General features: G+C 61.4%; 18 protein-coding genes. 13 read left to right on the forward strand and 5 right to left on the reverse strand.

The window, feature by feature from the left end:
- Positions 1-58: 58 nt before the first annotated feature.
- Positions 59-1417 (reverse strand): glutathione-disulfide reductase, encoded by a 1359-nt coding sequence (gorA, locus tag PSH84_RS22140; RefSeq protein WP_122566272.1) that lies wholly within the window; start codon positions 1415-1417, stop codon positions 59-61.
- A gap of 356 nt (positions 1418-1773) precedes the next feature.
- Positions 1774-2613: a UTP--glucose-1-phosphate uridylyltransferase GalU gene (galU, locus tag PSH84_RS22145; RefSeq protein WP_003182953.1), complete on the reverse strand. Its 840-nt coding sequence runs from the start codon at positions 2611-2613 to the stop codon at positions 1774-1776.
- A 234-nt stretch (positions 2614-2847) separates the two neighbouring features.
- Here galU and PSH84_RS22150 point away from each other — a divergent pair, with 234 nt between their 5' ends.
- Positions 2848-3060 carry a hypothetical protein gene (locus PSH84_RS22150; protein ID WP_060741669.1) on the forward strand — a complete coding sequence of 71 codons (213 nt, stop codon included), beginning with the start codon at positions 2848-2850 and terminating at the stop codon, positions 3058-3060.
- A 115-nt stretch (positions 3061-3175) separates the two neighbouring features.
- On the forward strand, positions 3176-3457 hold the full coding sequence (locus PSH84_RS22155; protein WP_122566271.1) for a hypothetical protein: 282 nt from the start codon (positions 3176-3178) through the stop codon (positions 3455-3457).
- Positions 3458-3497: 40 nt separating this feature from the next.
- Here the strand turns inward: PSH84_RS22155 and PSH84_RS22160 are convergent, their stop codons facing one another.
- Both PSH84_RS22160 and PSH84_RS22165 read right to left on the reverse strand, forming a co-directional pair.
- Positions 3498-3728, reverse strand: a complete 231-nt coding sequence (locus tag PSH84_RS22160) for a hypothetical protein (RefSeq protein WP_122566270.1) — start codon at positions 3726-3728, stop codon at positions 3498-3500.
- Between the two features lie 109 nt (positions 3729-3837).
- Positions 3838-4194, reverse strand: a complete 357-nt coding sequence (locus PSH84_RS22165) for a hypothetical protein (protein WP_122566269.1) — start codon at positions 4192-4194, stop codon at positions 3838-3840.
- A gap of 202 nt (positions 4195-4396) precedes the next feature.
- Between PSH84_RS22165 and PSH84_RS22170 the strand changes: the two genes are divergently transcribed.
- From PSH84_RS22170 to ada, 5 genes are all read left to right on the forward strand, one after another.
- Entirely contained in the window at positions 4397-4699 is a 303-nt protein-coding gene (locus PSH84_RS22170) for a DUF1883 domain-containing protein (RefSeq protein WP_003182962.1), read from the forward strand.
- Positions 4700-4728: 29 nt separating this feature from the next.
- On the forward strand, positions 4729-4899 hold the full coding sequence (locus PSH84_RS22175; RefSeq protein ID WP_305467535.1) for a hypothetical protein: 171 nt from the start codon (positions 4729-4731) through the stop codon (positions 4897-4899).
- Between the two features lie 272 nt (positions 4900-5171).
- The gene (locus tag PSH84_RS22180; RefSeq protein WP_305481799.1) at positions 5172-5888 is read left to right on the forward strand and encodes a 2OG-Fe(II) oxygenase; all 717 of its coding nucleotides are present in this window, start codon (positions 5172-5174) and stop codon (positions 5886-5888) included.
- Positions 5875-6555, forward strand: coding sequence for a DNA oxidative demethylase AlkB (alkB, locus tag PSH84_RS22185; protein WP_439800537.1), 681 nt, complete (start codon positions 5875-5877; stop codon positions 6553-6555). Before PSH84_RS22180 ends, alkB begins: the two co-directional genes overlap by 14 nt.
- An 88-nt stretch (positions 6556-6643) precedes the next feature.
- On the forward strand, positions 6644-7717 hold the full coding sequence (gene ada / locus PSH84_RS22190) for a bifunctional DNA-binding transcriptional regulator/O6-methylguanine-DNA methyltransferase Ada (protein ID WP_122566266.1): 1074 nt from the start codon (positions 6644-6646) through the stop codon (positions 7715-7717).
- Here ada and PSH84_RS22195 read toward each other — a convergent pair.
- Positions 7681-8169, reverse strand: coding sequence for a GyrI-like domain-containing protein (locus PSH84_RS22195; protein ID WP_305481800.1), 489 nt, complete (start codon positions 8167-8169; stop codon positions 7681-7683). The two genes, ada and PSH84_RS22195, sit on opposite strands and share 37 nt — an antisense overlap.
- Before the next feature lie 149 nt (positions 8170-8318).
- On the opposite strand from PSH84_RS22195, the gene PSH84_RS22200 reads away from it, so the two are divergent.
- The 6 genes from PSH84_RS22200 (at position 8319) to PSH84_RS22225 (ending at position 14213) form a co-directional block, all read left to right on the forward strand.
- The gene (locus PSH84_RS22200; protein ID WP_305467540.1) at positions 8319-9392 is read left to right on the forward strand and encodes an NAD(P)H-dependent flavin oxidoreductase; all 1074 of its coding nucleotides are present in this window, start codon (positions 8319-8321) and stop codon (positions 9390-9392) included.
- A gap of 361 nt (positions 9393-9753) precedes the next feature.
- On the forward strand, positions 9754-10506 hold the full coding sequence (modA, locus tag PSH84_RS22205) for a molybdate ABC transporter substrate-binding protein (RefSeq protein WP_305467541.1): 753 nt from the start codon (positions 9754-9756) through the stop codon (positions 10504-10506).
- Positions 10507-11187 (forward strand): molybdate ABC transporter permease subunit, encoded by a 681-nt coding sequence (modB, locus tag PSH84_RS22210; RefSeq protein WP_305481801.1) that lies wholly within the window; start codon positions 10507-10509, stop codon positions 11185-11187.
- 3 nt (positions 11188-11190) lie between these two features.
- A complete protein-coding gene (modC, locus tag PSH84_RS22215; protein ID WP_305481802.1) occupies positions 11191-12270 on the forward strand; it encodes a molybdenum ABC transporter ATP-binding protein in 1080 nt (359 codons plus the stop codon).
- 208 nt (positions 12271-12478) lie between these two features.
- Positions 12479-13534, forward strand: coding sequence for a DNA topoisomerase IB (locus PSH84_RS22220; protein WP_305481803.1), 1056 nt, complete (start codon positions 12479-12481; stop codon positions 13532-13534).
- 115 nt (positions 13535-13649) lie between these two features.
- On the forward strand, positions 13650-14213 hold the full coding sequence (locus PSH84_RS22225; RefSeq protein ID WP_092328079.1) for an ATP-dependent Clp protease proteolytic subunit: 564 nt from the start codon (positions 13650-13652) through the stop codon (positions 14211-14213).
- Positions 14214-14425 lie beyond the last annotated feature (212 nt).

The following is a 14425-nucleotide window of genomic DNA, read 5'->3' on the forward strand; positions in this document are numbered from 1 at the left end:
AGAAGAAAACTTAATATAGATGGCGAGCAGGCTGGCTCGCCATCTATCCGCCGGGTAGTCAGGAGGCGACGGGCGTACGCATTGTCACGAACTCTTCGGCGGCGGTTGGGTGCACGCCGATGGTCTCGTCAAAGTCGCGCTTGGTGGCGCCGGCCTTGAGGGCGATGGCCAAGCCTTGGACGATTTCACCGGCATCCGGACCAACCATGTGGCAACCCAGGACCTTGTCGGTCTGGGCATCCACCACCAGTTTCATCAGGGTGCGCTCCTGGCAGTCGGTCAAGCTCAACTTCATTGGGCGGAAGCGGCTTTCGAAAATCTCGACCTTATGCCCCTCTTCCCGGGCCTGCTCTTCGGTCAGGCCCACCGTGCCGATGTTCGGCAGGCTGAACACGGCGGTGGGGATCATCCGGTAATCCACCAGCCGATACTGCTCGGGCTTGAACAGACGCCGCGCCACCGCCATGCCTTCGGCCAGGGCAACGGGGGTGAGCTGGACGCGACCGATCACATCGCCAATGGCCAGGATCGACGGTTCGGTGGTCTCGTATTTTTCGTTGACCTTCACGAAACCTTTCTCATCCAGCGTGACGCCGGTGGTTTCCAGGCCAAGGTTGTCGAGCATCGGTCGCCGGCCGGTGGCGTAGAACACACAATCGGTGATCAACGTTTTGCCATCCTTGAGCTCGACCCTCAGGCTGCCATCGTCCAGTTTTTCGATGGATTTGATGTCAGCGTTGAATTGCAGGTCCAGGCCACGTCGGGTCAGTTCTTCGGCCAGGTGCTTGCGCACCGCACCGTCGAAGCCGCGCAGGAACAGGTCACCGCGATACAGCAACGACGTCTGCGCGCCCATGCCGTGGAAAATCCCGGCGAACTCCACCGCAATGTAGCCACCGCCCACCACGATGACACGCTTGGGCAGGTCCTTGAGAAAGAACGCCTCGTTGGAGCTGATGGCGTGCTCGCGCCCCGGAATGTCCGGGATCACCGGCCAGCCGCCGGTGGCGATCAGGATATGCTTGGCGGTGTGGCGCTGGCCGTTGATCTCCACCTCATGGGGGCCGGTCAGCCTGGCGTGACCTTCGTGCAACACGACGCCGCTGTTGACCAGCAGGTTGCGGTAGATGCCGTTGAGGCGATTGATCTCCTGGTCCTTGTTGGCGATCAGCGTGGCCCAGTCGAAACTCGCCTCGCCCGCCGTCCAGCCAAAGGCCGGTGCCTGCTCGAAGTCTTCGGCGTAATGCGCGCCGTAGACCAGCAGTTTTTTCGGCACGCAGCCCACGTTGACGCAGGTCCCGCCCAGGTAGCGGCTTTCCGCCACGGCCACCTTGGCCCCAAAACCGGCGGCAAACCGCGCAGCCCGCACACCACCGGAACCGGCGCCAATCACATACAAGTCAAAATCGTAGGCCATTTTCTATCTCCTTCGGCAGGTCATCAGCATACCTGCTGTTTTTCACCTGAGGCAGCGTTGCGATGGTTATGGGGGCGGAAAACGGAAAAGCCAGCTGGACCGGCTCATGTCGATCGGTCAGGCCCAAAACCTGTGGAGCGGTGAGCACAAAATTTATGCCTGTTGAAGATACAGTGTGGGAGCGAGCTTGCTCGCGATAGCGTCGGCACATTCAGCATCGATGCAAGCTGCCCCACCGCCATCGCGAGCAAGCTCGCTCCCACAGGGGGGTTGCTTGAGTGATCTGCGAGCAACTGTTCCACACAAAAAAACGCCCCGAACCAGTCGGGGCGTTTTTCAAGGCGTGGCGCAGGCTATCAGTAAGCCTTGCCGGTCTTGTAGAAGTTCTCGAAGCAGAAGTTGGTCGCGTCGATGTAGCCTTCGGCGCCACCGCAGTCGAAACGCTTGCCCTTGAACTTGTAGGCCATGACGCAGCCGTTCTGGGCCTGTTTCATCAGGGCGTCGGTGATCTGGATTTCGCCGCCCTTGCCTGGCTCGGTCTGTTCGATCAGGTCGAAGATGTCCGGGGTCAGGATGTAGCGACCGATGATCGCCAGGTTCGACGGCGCGTCTTCAGGCTTTGGTTTTTCAACCATGCTGTGAACGCGGTAGATGTCGTCGCGGATCATCTCGCCGGCAATCACGCCGTACTTGTTGGTTTCCTGCGGATCGACTTCCTGGATCGCCACGATGGAGCAGCGGAACTGCTTGTACAGCTTGACCATCTGGGTCAGGACGCCGTCGCCTTCGAGGTTGACGCACAGGTCGTCCGCCAGGACCACCGCGAACGGTTCGTCACCGATCAGTGGGCGACCGGTCAGGATCGCGTGGCCCAGGCCTTTCATTTCGGTCTGGCGGGTGTAGGAGAACGAGCACTCATCCAGCAGTTTGCGGATGCCGACCAAGTACTTTTCCTTGTCGGTGCCTTTGATCTGGTTTTCCAACTCGTAGCTGATGTCGAAATGGTCTTCCAGCGCGCGTTTACCACGGCCAGTCACGATGGAGATTTCAGTCAGGCCCGCATCGAGGGCTTCTTCGACGCCGTACTGGATCAGTGGCTTGTTCACCACCGGCAGCATTTCTTTGGGCATGGCTTTAGTCGCTGGCAGGAAGCGAGTACCGTAACCGGCTGCTGGGAACAAGCATTTCTTGATCATATAAGTCCTTGAAAAGGCGGTGTGTACGAGTTTCGGCGCAGTCTAATCAGGCGACGGGCACCTTACAATGCCCGCACTGGCCAACCGGTGCCATCATAGAGAAATAAAAAACGGCGGATAGTTCAATCGCCTTTCGTTTCGATGGCTGCAGCGGTCCACTGTACGCCAGTGAGCACTGTTTGCGAGCATTTGACGTATCATGGCGCTCTTGATCACGCCAATTGAGGCAGTTAGATGTCGGCAAGAAACGCAAACGGTTATTCGGTCAGCCAGGGCAAGGACGGCCAGTGGTGGATTATCAACTACCACGGCGAGCAGGTCGCCGGTCCTTTGCCCAGCAAGGCCATGGCGGTAGAAGTGGCTGCGGTATTCCAGGACGAACGCGCTGCCCCGGCGACGAAAGAACGCGAAAGCGCCCCCGCACGCAGCCCCCGCCGCAAGAAATAAACAGACAAGCCCCAAGTAAATGACGCCCGGCATTGAACGGGGCTTTGTTTCTCTGTACCGGAATGGCCATTCGCTATACTCTCGCGCCTGCCCCTCCCTTCTTGATGACGACTCCATGAAAACACTGCTGGCGCTGTTTGCCGTCCTGGCCTTGGCGGGCTGTGCCTCTGCCGAAAAAACCTACCTGAACAATGGCGAGCAAGGCCTGACCATCGACTGCTCCGGCGAAGCCAATGACTGGGCCACTTGTTATGAAAAGGCCGATGCCTCCTGTGCCGGCACTGGCTACCGCATCGTCGGCACCGATGGGACGCCGCAAGCCAAGGAAAGTGAAAAGACCCTAGGTGTCGATGTCGGCAACTACACCAGCCGCAGCGTCCTGGTCGTGTGCAAATAAGAGCCCGTGTCCTGTCTTTCGGTGTTCGCGAGACAGAACCCTACATGTGGATCTCGGCGAACTTGATCCCCAAGCCACGTATGGTCTCGATCAAATCGTCGAGCCGGCTGAAGGACTCGACTTCGTCCTGCTCATCCACCAGGAAGAAACTGCGCCCGGCGCTTTTCTTGAAGAACACGATCCATTCGCCCGGGCTCGCCGGGTTCTGGATCACGTGGGTGGCACAGATAAGGCCTTCTGCATGGCGCTCGCGCACCTGCTCGCGTTTCATCGACTGACTCCATGAATGACAATGCCGCCAACGTTGACCGTGGCGGCATTTTTTGTCGAGGGCGCCAGTCTATCCGATGGCCGGGCCGCTCGTCAGGCGCTGACGGTGTTCAACCGGAAATGCAAGCGTTGGCCGCATCCTGCACATCGCCAGGACGCACCGGCACGTTGGACATGCTTTCGTGCAGCTTGATGCTGCTGCCACTGGAGCGCTCGTCAATGTCGAACACCGCCGCCGGCAGGGTCGACAGTTTGCCCGGGACGATCAGCCGCACGCCATTCTTGTGCGGCTCCATTTGCAGCGAGCCACGGCTGCTGGCCAGCTTGTCGGCAACGCACTTGGCATATTCGTGAGGTTTCTTTCCGGAGATGACGCTCATGGTGGGAGGCGTCTGGTTGATGTCCGATACCGATGCACATCCACTCATGGCCAATGCCAATGCCAACACCCACACGCTGCGCTTCATATGTTTCCTCCAATAAAGATCCTCCGACAGTGCAAACACCGTTTTGCTCCGGTGCCGCACCGCTTTTTTTCCCCGCCACCTGCGATAAATGAACAAAGCCTGGAGCGCGGGCCGGATATTAACACTCGGGGCTGATAAACTGCGCCTCATTGCCCCTTGCTATCGTTTTGATTTTGTAGAAAAAGCCCTTCTGGAGGCGCCCATGAAATTCATTCACCAGCGCGAGCACCTGAACGAAGACGACATTGTCGTCATCGAATGCTCCCAAATGTGCAACATCCGTTTGATGAACGACGCCAACTTCCGCAGCTTCAAGAACGGCGGCCGGCACACGTATCACGGTGGCGCGTTCGACACTTTCCCGGCCAGGATCACGGCACCGAGCACCGGTTTCTGGAATATCACCATCGACACCGTCAACCGCCGTGCAATCAGCGTCACGCGCAAGCCGACCCTGACTCACAAGATCAAAATCATCCGGCGTTCCAGCTCGAAACTGAGCTGAGCATCGCCCCTTTCAAGAAAGGCAAGACCGTGGCCCAGACGACCAAATACGTCATCAAGTACAAGCTCAACGGCGAACGCCGCTTCGAGTTCGCGCAACTGGAAAATGGCACCGAGGAAGAAGCCAAGGCTGCGTTGCAGGCGTTGCATGGCCAAACCGACGATGTGATCAGCGACCTCAAGGTCAGCAAAGCGCTGTAACAGCTCACCCCGACTGTTTTTTTGTGGGGGATTTATTTCCATTGTGGGAGCAAGGCTTGCCCGCGATGCAGGCGCCTCGTTCATCCCGCCAGACCGCGTTGCCTGCATCGCGGGCAAGCCTTGCTCCCACAGATAAGTCCCTCGCCACAGGGTGACGGGTGTGTCAGTCAGGATGGGTGAGCGCTCGGGCGTCGACACACCGCAAGATCCGGAGTGCCAGCCGTCAAAGCGCTCCCCAGACTGACCAGTCCTTTCTACCAAGGATTGTCATCGTGTCCCCGCCCTCGTTGATCCAATGCATACACGACCTGGACTGGCCCGCCCTGGCGCAAAGCCTCGACCAGGACGGCTGTGCAATCATTCGCAACCTGCTGCCGCCAGCGCAATGCCGGCTGCTCGGTGATTTGTACGCCGATAGCGGACTTTTTCGTTCCCGAGTGATCATGGCCCGCCACGGATTCGGGCGCGGTGAGTATCAGTATTTTCGCTATCCGCTACCAGACCTCATCCAACAGCTACGTCAGGCGTTGTACCCGATGCTGGTGCCGCTGGCGAACCGCTGGAATGAATGCATGGACCTGGAGGCGCGGTACCCCCTTGAACACGCCGAGTTCATCCAGCGCTGTCACGCTGCCGGACAATCGCGTCCTACACCGCTGTTGCTGCAATACGGACCGCAGGACTACAACTGTCTGCATCAGGATCTGTACGGCGAGCAGGTATTCCCCCTGCAGGTCGCGATCCTGCTGTCGGAACCGGGCCAGGACTTTACCGGCGGCGAGTTTGTCCTCACCGAACAGCGCCCGCGCATGCAGTCGCGGCCTCAGGTCATCGATCTGAAACAGGACGACGCCGTGGTATTTGCCGTGCACCAACGGCCGGTCAAAGGCGTTCGCGGTTATTATCGAGTGAACATGCGCCATGGCGTCAGCCGCGTGCACGGCGGCAGACGGCACACCTTGGGAATCATTTTTCATGATGCGCAGTAATGACATACCGATCACCTTGGACCTGTTCGCCGACCAAGCGCCCAATCCGCCCGGCCAGATCGAACAGATTGGCCAACAATCCTTCGTGCTGCGCGGCTTCACCCTGCCCTGGCTCGAGCGTTTGCTGCCGGCGCTGGAAAGTGTCCTGCAGGCTGCGCCGTTCCGGCAGATGGTCACGCCCGGCGGCTTTACCATGTCGGTGGCCTTGAGCAGTTGCGGCGCGCTGGGCTGGACCACCGACCGCAGCGGCTATCGCTACACCGCCCATGACCCGCAGACCGGCCAGCCCTGGCCCGACATGCCGGCGGTGTTTCGCGAACTGGCCCAGGCCGCCGCCCGGCAGGCACAGTTCGAGCATTTCGAGCCCGACAGCTGCCTGATCAACCGCTACGTGCCCGGCGCCCGGATGTCGCTGCACCAGGACAAGAACGAACGCTCCCTCGCCGCCCCCATCGTCTCGATGTCCTTGGGCTTGCCGGCGGTGTTCCAGTTCGGCGGGTTCGAGCGCAGCGACAAGAGCCTGCGCATCCCGTTGTTCCATGGCGACATCGTGGTCTGGGGCGGCGTGGATCGGTTGCGTTACCACGGCGTACTGCCGCTCAAGGAAGGACAGCACCCGCGCCTGGGCGCGCAGCGGATCAACCTGACGTTTCGCACCGCCGGATGAAGATGCAGAATTCAACCGCAAGACCCGGAGTGCTGCCACCCCACAGGCTCGCTACTGTAGACAAAACGGGCCAATGGACATAACGACCATGAACAGCACTTCGAACAATCTCGCCCCTGAACTGGATCCGCGCTGGGCCGCCGTACTCGCCCGCGATCCACGCGCCGATGGGCAATTCGTCTATGGCGTGAAAACCACCGGCATCTACTGCCACCCCAGCAGCCTGTCGCGCCTGCCCAACCCGCGCAACGTCGAATTTTTCGACACGCCGGAACAGGCCCAGGCCGCCGGCTACCGGCCCAGCAAGCGCGTGGCCCGGGACCAGACCCAGATCGCCGCCCAACAAGCGGCACGGGTCGCGGCCGCCTGCCGGCAGATCGAAGCCGCCGAGGAACTGCCAGGCCTGAATGAACTGGCAGCCAGCGCGGGCTTGAGTCCCTTCCATTTTCACCGGGTCTTCAAGGCGGTCACCGGCCTGACCCCCAAGGGTTACGCCGCCGCTCACCGCTCACGCAAGGTACGCGAACGCCTGGCCGATGGCGGCACGATCACCGAGGCGCTGTACGACGCCGGTTTCAATTCCAACAGCCGTTTCTATGAGGCGGCCGACAAAGTGTTGGGCATGAAGCCCGCCGACTACCGCGCTGCCGGGCAGAACACCGACATCCGTTTCGCCGTCGGCCAATGCTCCCTCGGGGCGATCCTGGTGGCGCAAAGCGAGCGTGGCGTGTGCGCGATCCTGCTGGGCGACGATCCGGATGCGTTGGTGCGCGACCTGCAGGACAAATTCCGCCGGGCCAACCTCATCGGTGCCGACCGCGAATTCGAGCAGTTGATCGCCCAGGTGGTGGGCTTCATCGAAGCGCCGGCCCTGGGCCTGGACCTGCCCTTGGACCTGCGCGGCACTGCCTTTCAGGAGCGGGTCTGGCAAGCGTTGCGGGACATTCCCGCCGGCAGTACCGCCAGCTATGCCGAGATCGCCCAGCGCATCGGCATGCCCAAGGCCGTGCGCGCCGTGGCCCAGGCCTGCGGCGCCAACAGCCTGGCGGTGGCGATCCCTTGCCACCGGGTGGTGCGCAGCGACGGCAACCTGTCGGGCTATCGCTGGGGGGTGGAGCGCAAGCGTCAGTTGCTGGAACTGGAGCGCTCGGCCGGGGACTGAACGCCGATGTAGATCGCCACGGATTCGGGGGCGCTGTAGACCTCGAAATCGGTGGTGAAGCGGCGCAGTGTCTGCGGGTTATCCGCGAAGTACGCCCAGATCAGGCCCCAGGCCTGGATCACGCAATCGGGCATCTTCCCCTTGGCCGAAAACACCAGGTATTCCCCGCCTTCGATGTCCACGGCGGGGTAGCCTGCGCTGGCCTCATACACCTGCACCCCGGCCGTTACGTCAAAGTGGCCGGTGGCGTCGGACTCATAATTGGAATACACCCCGTAGACGAACGACTCCGACTGCCGGGCCGGGATTTTGTCGAACAGCTCTTCGGTGAAGAACTGCTGCCACATCGGACCGATCCTTGCCGTGTCGAGTCGCTGCTCGTCGGTGTTGCGGGTGCGCACCTGCAGACCGGCCACGGTGAAGGGTTTGACGGTCTTGAGTTTCACTTCCATGAGTCAGGCTCCTTGATGTATGGAGCCCGCATGGTAACCCTCCCGCCATGGGGATCAAGGTGCAGCGCCCGATTGAAAAACTCGACTGGCCCTTGCCGGCTCACACCTGCTAAAAACGCTGTTTCCTTCTGCCGTCGGAGACCCCGCACATGAGCCAGTGGCCAGACACCCGCATTCTTGACCTGCTCGGTATCGAGCTGCCTATCATCCAGGGGCCGCTGGCCGGGGTGACCGGGCCGGCCATGGTGGTTGCGACCTGCAATGCCGGCGGGCTGGGTTCGATGCCGGCGGCGATGCTCGATGTCGAGCAGTTGCGCCAGGCACTGACGACCATCCGCGAACAGACCGACAAGCCGTTCAATGTGAATTTCTTCTGTCACCAGCCGCCGGCCTTCGACGAACAGCGGGCCGAGGCCTGGAAGCAACGGCTCAAACCGTACTATCAGGAACTGGGCGTCGATTTCGACGCACCGACCCCGGTGTCCAACCGCACGCCCTTCGATGATGCTGCCTGCCGGGTGCTGGAAGAGATGCGGCCCAAGGTCGTCAGTTTCCACTTTGGCCTGCCGGAAAAATCCTTGCTGGATCGGGTGAAGGCCACCGGCGCGAAAATCCTCTCGTCAGCCACCACCGTCGAGGAAGCCATCTGGCTCGAACAGCACGGTTGCGATGCGATCATCGCCATGGGCTATGAAGCCGGTGGTCATCGTGGAATGTTCCTCAGCGACGACCTCGATACCCAGGTCGGCCTGTTTGCCTTGCTGCCGCAGGTGGTGGATGCGGTGAAGGTGCCGGTGATCGCCGCCGGTGGCATTGGCGATGCACGCGGGATTGTCGCAGCGTTCGCTTTGGGTGCCTCGGCGGTGCAATTGGGCAGCGCTTACCTGTTCACGCCTGAGGCGAAGATCAGCGCGTCCCATCACCGGGCGTTGCGTACGGCCAAGGAAAGCCAGACCGCTGTCACCAACCTGTTCACCGGTCGCCCGGCCCGAGGCATCGTCAACCGGGTGATGCGCGAAGTGGGCCCGATGAGCCCGCTGGCTCCGGCCTTTCCCTTGGCGGGCGGTGCGCTGATGCCGTTGCGTGCCAAGGGCGAAGAGGATTTCAGCAACCTCTGGGCCGGCCAGGCCTTCCCATTGGGGCGCGAGCTGTCGACGGCCGAGTTGACCCGGCGGTTGGCTGAAGAGGCGCAGGCTCGGCTCAATCGCCTGGGTCGAGCCTGATGGTCATCATCGGTCGTTAGCACGCCATCGCGAGCAAGCTCGCTCCCACAGGGGGATTGCTGGCAACCACGACATTGGGTGACGCCACTGTACCTGTGGGAGCGGGCTTGCTCGCGAAAGCGCTGGGTCAGTCGACAGGAATGTTGAATATACCGCCGTCTTCGCGAGCAAGCCCGCTCCCACAGGGGTTCTGGTGTGGTAGCAAGATGTAGGTTCGCCACGGATCCAATGTGGGAGCGAGCTTGCTCGCGATGGGGCCAGCCCTTGCACCCTCGCTCCCCAGGCAAAATGCCGCGTTCCGTTTGTCAGTCATTCGCTATATATTCCGGTATATAGCGAATCTGCCCTCGGAGCCTCACCTATGCGCCTCACCCGCTTCGCGCCGTTGCTGTTGATCCCGTGCCTGGCCATTGGCGCCGTCCAGGCCGCCGAGGTGCAGGTGGCGGTCGCCGCCAATTTCACTGCGCCGATCCAGGCCATTGCCGCCGATTTCGAAAAAGACACCGGGCATAAGCTGGTGGCGGCGTACGGCGCCACCGGGCAGTTCTACACGCAGATCAAGAACGGCGCGCCCTTCGAGGTGTTCCTCGCCGCCGACGACACCACCCCGGCCCGGCTCGAAAGCGAAGGCGACACCGTCAAGGGCTCACGCTTCACCTACGCCGTTGGCACCCTGGCGCTGTGGTCGGCCAAGGCCGGTTATGTCGACAACCAGGGCCAAGTCCTCAAGCACAACGATTTCCAACACCTGTCCATCGCCAACCCGAAAGCCGCACCCTATGGCCTGGCCGCGACCCAGGTGCTGGACAAACTGGGTTTGACCGCCCAAGTCAAAAGCAAACTCGTCGAAGGCCAGAACATCACCCAGGCCTACCAGTTCGTCTCCACCGGTAACGCTGAACTGGGCTTCGTCGCCTTGTCCCAGGTGTACAAGGACGGCAAGGTGACGGGCGGCTCGGCGTGGATCGTCCCGGCCGAACTGCACGACCCGATCAAGCAGGACGCGGTGATCCTCACCAAGGGCCGGGACAACCCCGCCGCCGTGGCCCTGGTGGATTACCTCAAGGGGCCAAAAGCCGCCGCCATCATCCAAGCCTACGGTTACCAACGCTAAATGCCCCTGACCAGCGCCGACTATGCCGCCATCTGGCTGACCCTGAAACTGGCGTCCCTGACCACGGTGATCCTGCTGCTCATCGGCACGCCCATCGCGTTGTGGCTGTCGCGCACCCGCTCCTTGCTGCGCGGGCCGGTGGGCGCGGTGGTGGCGTTGCCCTTGGTGCTGCCGCCCACGGTGATTGGCTTTTACCTGTTGCTGGCATTAGGGCCGAACGGCTGGATCGGACAGCTCACCCAGGCCCTCGGGTTGGGCACTCTCACCTTCAGCTTCACCGGGCTGGTGATCGGCTCGGTGATCTATTCCATGCCGTTTGTGGTGCAACCGTTGCAGAACGCCTTTGCCGCCATCGGCAGTCGTCCGCTGGAAGTCGCCGCCACTTTGCGGGCCGGGCCTTGGGATACGTTTTTCAGCGTCATCCTGCCCCTGGCCCGCCCCGGCTTTATCACCGCAGCAATTCTTGGCTTCGCCCACACCGTCGGCGAATTCGGCGTGGTGCTGATGATCGGCGGCAACATCCCGGAGAAAACCCGGGTGGTGTCGGTGCAGATCTACGATCATGTCGAAGCCCTGGAATATGCCCAGGCCCATTGGCTGGCGGCGGCGATGCTGGTGTTTTCATTCCTGGTGCTGCTGGCGCTGTACTCCAGCCGCCGAACCCGTGCCGGTTGGAGCTGATCAATGATCAACGCGCGTTTTCAGCTCGACCATGGGGCTTTTTCCCTGGACCTGGATGTGCAACTGCCAGGCCGTGGCGTGACCGCCCTGTACGGGCCTTCCGGCTCCGGCAAGACCACCTGTCTGCGCTGCATCGCCGGGTTGGAGCGACCGGCCCGGGGGTTTATCGAGGTCAATGGCCAAGTGTGGCAGGACAGCGAGCACGCTGTGTTCGTGCCGCCCCATAAGCGGCCAGTGGGGTATGTGTTCCAGGAGGCCAGCCTGTTCGCCCATCTGTCGGTACGGGCCAACCTGGCGTTCGGCCTCAAGCGTATTGCTCCGGCACAACGGCGGGTGGACATGGACCAGGCCACCGATCTGCTGGGCATCGGGCACTTGCTCGATCGCCAGCCGCACAACCTCTCCGGCGGCGAACGCCAACGGGTGGGTATCGCCCGCGCCTTACTCACCAGCCCGCAACTGCTGCTGATGGATGAGCCGCTGGCGGCCCTCGATAGCCGGCGCAAAAACGAAATCCTGCCGTACCTGCAACGTCTCCACGATGAGCTGGACATCCCGGTGCTGTATGTCAGCCATTCCCAGGACGAAGTGGCGCGCCTGGCCGATCACATCGTGCTGCTCGACTCTGGCCGCGCGCTGGCCAGTGGGCCGATCGGCGAAACCCTGGCCCGGCTCGACCTGCCGTTAGCCCTGGGGGATGACGCCGGGGTGGTGATCGAGGGCAAGGTCAGCGGCTATGACCCGGCGTATCAATTGCTGACCCTGAACCTGCCCGACAGCCAACTGAACGTACGTGTGGCCCACACGTCCCTGGCCCTCGGCCAGCCGCTGCGCTTCAAGGTCCAGGCCCGGGACGTCAGCCTCAGCCTGGCGAACGATGCCCAGACCAGCATCCTCAACCGCCTGCCGGTCACCGTGATCAGCGAACAGGCCGCCGACAACGCTGCCCATGTGCTGGTGCGCCTGGACGCCGCCGGCACCCCGCTGCTGGCGCGCATCACCCGCTATTCCCGGGACCAGTTGAATCTGCAGCCGGGGCAGGTGTTGTGGGCGCAGATCAAGGCGGTGGCGGTGTTGGCTTAGGGCCCGTAACCAGCGGATCACACTGTGGGAACTTGTGGGAGCAAGCCTTGCTCCCACAGGTCTACTCCTGCAGGTCTGCTCCTACAGGTTTGCTCCTACAGGTTTGCTCCCACAGGTTTTGCGGCAACCTCAGAATCTTGGCACGACCACAACGGACTGCGGTCAATGAATTCACAGGCCCCCGGATTCGTTGCCAAGGATTTTTTTCATGCCCGACACCCTGACACCGGATGCACTGCCGGCCGACCTGCATTACGTCGATGACACGGCCCCAGGCATCACCCGTAAAAAGCTGCGGGGCAAATTCTGTTATTTCGACCCGCTGGACCGACGCATCACCGACGCGGCCGAGATCCAGCGCATCAATGCCCTGGCGGTGCCGCCGGCCTATACCGATGTCTGGATCTGCACCGACCCCCGTGGTCATCTCCAGGCCACTGGCCGCGATGCCCGCGGGCGCAAGCAGTACCGCTACCATGCGCGCTGGCGTGAGGTGCGCGATGCGGACAAGTATTCACGGATGCTGGAATTCGGACGTGCCCTGCCGCGCCTGCGCAAACGCCTGGAAGAAATCCTCGCCACGCCCGGCTTCAGCCGCGACAAAGTCATGGCCACGGTTATCACCCTGCTGGACGTAACCCTGATCCGCGTCGGCAACCCCCAATACGCCCGCGCCAATCACTCCTACGGCCTGACGACCCTGCGCAACAAACACGTCGAGATCAACGGCAGCGCCATCGCCTTCCAGTTTCGCGGCAAAAGCGGCGTCGAGCACCAAATCACCGTGAAAGACCGGCGCCTGGCACGGATCATCAAGCGCTGCCAGGAGATTCCCGGGCAGAACCTGTTCCAGTACCTGGACGAACACGGCGAGCGGCACTCCATCAGTTCTTCGGACATCAACGCCTACCTCAAAACCCTCACCGGCGCCGATTTCACCGCCAAGGACTACCGCACCTGGGCTGGCAGCGCAGCCGCTCTGGCCGGGCTGCGGGCGCTGCGCTGGGAAACCGAGACCGAAGCCAAGAGGCACGTCACCGAGATGGTCAGGCAGGTCTCCCGACAACTGGGCAACACACCGACCGTCTGTCGTAAATGCTACATCCACCCGGCGGTGGTGGAAGGCTTTCTGCTCGGCGCGCTGAAGGCATTGCCCAAACCCCGGGCCCGCAAAGGCCTCAGCGAAGAAGAAGCCGGACTGACGCTATTCTTGCAGCGTATGACACGAGCCGCCGAGGCGTGCGAACAGGCACAATCGGGTTGACGCGATTCACCCGCAGCGAGCCAAGGAGGCGGAACATCCGCAGACCACCGGACTCCCAACTTTACGGCACGGCCACTGCGCAGACTTAAAAGGGTGAAATCGACAGGAGTTTCAGATGTCCGAACACATTGTCCATTTTCATTGCCAGATCGATCAGGGAACCACGGAACGCTTTCGCGACAACTGCCTGGAAGCCATCGAGAAAGGCGCCGACTCGCTGATGCTCAACCTCTCCACCGTCGGCGGCAGCACCAACTTCGGTTTTACGCTTTATACCTTCATCAAGTCCCTCCCAGTGCCGGTGCGTGCGGTCAATGCCGGCAACATCGAATCGATGGGCATCATCATGTTCCTGGCGGCCAGCGACCGTACCACCACGCCGCATTCGCGTTTCCTGATTCATCCGATGAACTGGTATTTCGGCCAGAAATCCGTGGACCATTCACGCTTGCGTGAGTACCTGTCCAGCCTGGACAACGACGTGGCGCGGTACGTGGAGATCTACGTCAAGGAAACCGCCGGCGCCGCGACCCAGTTGGATATCTTCAAATGCCTGTGCGCCGAGGAACGGGTGATTCCGGCCGAAAATTCCCTGGCCTTTGGTATCGCCCATCGGGTCGAACAAGTCGTGTTCCCTGTGGAAGCCAAACATTGGAAAGTCAGCGGCGGCGAAGATTAAACCCAGGCATTAATAAATAAAATTCCGATGCCCCCCCTTAATAAACTCCAGTAATCCTGTACAACTTTCAAGCGAAGCGGCTGTACAAGTTTTTTATGGCGTTATTTGCTCGGATCACCGTTCGTCGCTAACGAAGCTTTTTCATTAAACTTCCCTCGGGCATTTTCTTTCACAATTAAGCGAGGCCGTTGCTCGCTTAACCGAAATGAGGA

The organism is Pseudomonas beijingensis, assembly GCF_030687295.1.
In the GTDB taxonomy this organism is placed as follows: domain Bacteria; phylum Pseudomonadota; class Gammaproteobacteria; order Pseudomonadales; family Pseudomonadaceae; genus Aquipseudomonas; species Aquipseudomonas beijingensis.

What these genes read in the sequence shown, in the direction of transcription:
- gorA (WP_122566272.1), bottom strand. Translation starts at nt 1,417, where the DNA reads ATGGCCTACGATTTTGACTTGTATGTGATTGGCGCCGGTTCCGGTGGT.
- galU (WP_003182953.1), bottom strand. Translation starts at nt 2,613, where the DNA reads ATGATCAAGAAATGCTTGTTCCCAGCAGCCGGTTACGGTACTCGCTTC.
- PSH84_RS22150 (WP_060741669.1), top strand. Translation starts at nt 2,848, where the DNA reads ATGTCGGCAAGAAACGCAAACGGTTATTCGGTCAGCCAGGGCAAGGAC.
- PSH84_RS22155 (WP_122566271.1), top strand. Translation starts at nt 3,176, where the DNA reads ATGAAAACACTGCTGGCGCTGTTTGCCGTCCTGGCCTTGGCGGGCTGT.
- PSH84_RS22160 (WP_122566270.1), bottom strand. Translation starts at nt 3,728, where the DNA reads ATGAAACGCGAGCAGGTGCGCGAGCGCCATGCAGAAGGCCTTATCTGT.
- PSH84_RS22165 (WP_122566269.1), bottom strand. Translation starts at nt 4,194, where the DNA reads ATGAAGCGCAGCGTGTGGGTGTTGGCATTGGCATTGGCCATGAGTGGA.
- PSH84_RS22170 (WP_003182962.1), top strand. Translation starts at nt 4,397, where the DNA reads ATGAAATTCATTCACCAGCGCGAGCACCTGAACGAAGACGACATTGTC.
- alkB (WP_439800537.1), top strand. Translation starts at nt 5,875, where the DNA reads ATGATGCGCAGTAATGACATACCGATCACCTTGGACCTGTTCGCCGAC.
- ada (WP_122566266.1), top strand. Translation starts at nt 6,644, where the DNA reads ATGAACAGCACTTCGAACAATCTCGCCCCTGAACTGGATCCGCGCTGG.
- PSH84_RS22195 (WP_305481800.1), bottom strand. Translation starts at nt 8,169, where the DNA reads ATGGAAGTGAAACTCAAGACCGTCAAACCCTTCACCGTGGCCGGTCTG.
- PSH84_RS22200 (WP_305467540.1), top strand. Translation starts at nt 8,319, where the DNA reads ATGAGCCAGTGGCCAGACACCCGCATTCTTGACCTGCTCGGTATCGAG.
- modA (WP_305467541.1), top strand. Translation starts at nt 9,754, where the DNA reads ATGCGCCTCACCCGCTTCGCGCCGTTGCTGTTGATCCCGTGCCTGGCC.
- modB (WP_305481801.1), top strand. Translation starts at nt 10,507, where the DNA reads ATGCCCCTGACCAGCGCCGACTATGCCGCCATCTGGCTGACCCTGAAA.
- modC (WP_305481802.1), top strand. Translation starts at nt 11,191, where the DNA reads ATGATCAACGCGCGTTTTCAGCTCGACCATGGGGCTTTTTCCCTGGAC.
- PSH84_RS22220 (WP_305481803.1), top strand. Translation starts at nt 12,479, where the DNA reads ATGCCCGACACCCTGACACCGGATGCACTGCCGGCCGACCTGCATTAC.
- PSH84_RS22225 (WP_092328079.1), top strand. Translation starts at nt 13,650, where the DNA reads ATGTCCGAACACATTGTCCATTTTCATTGCCAGATCGATCAGGGAACC.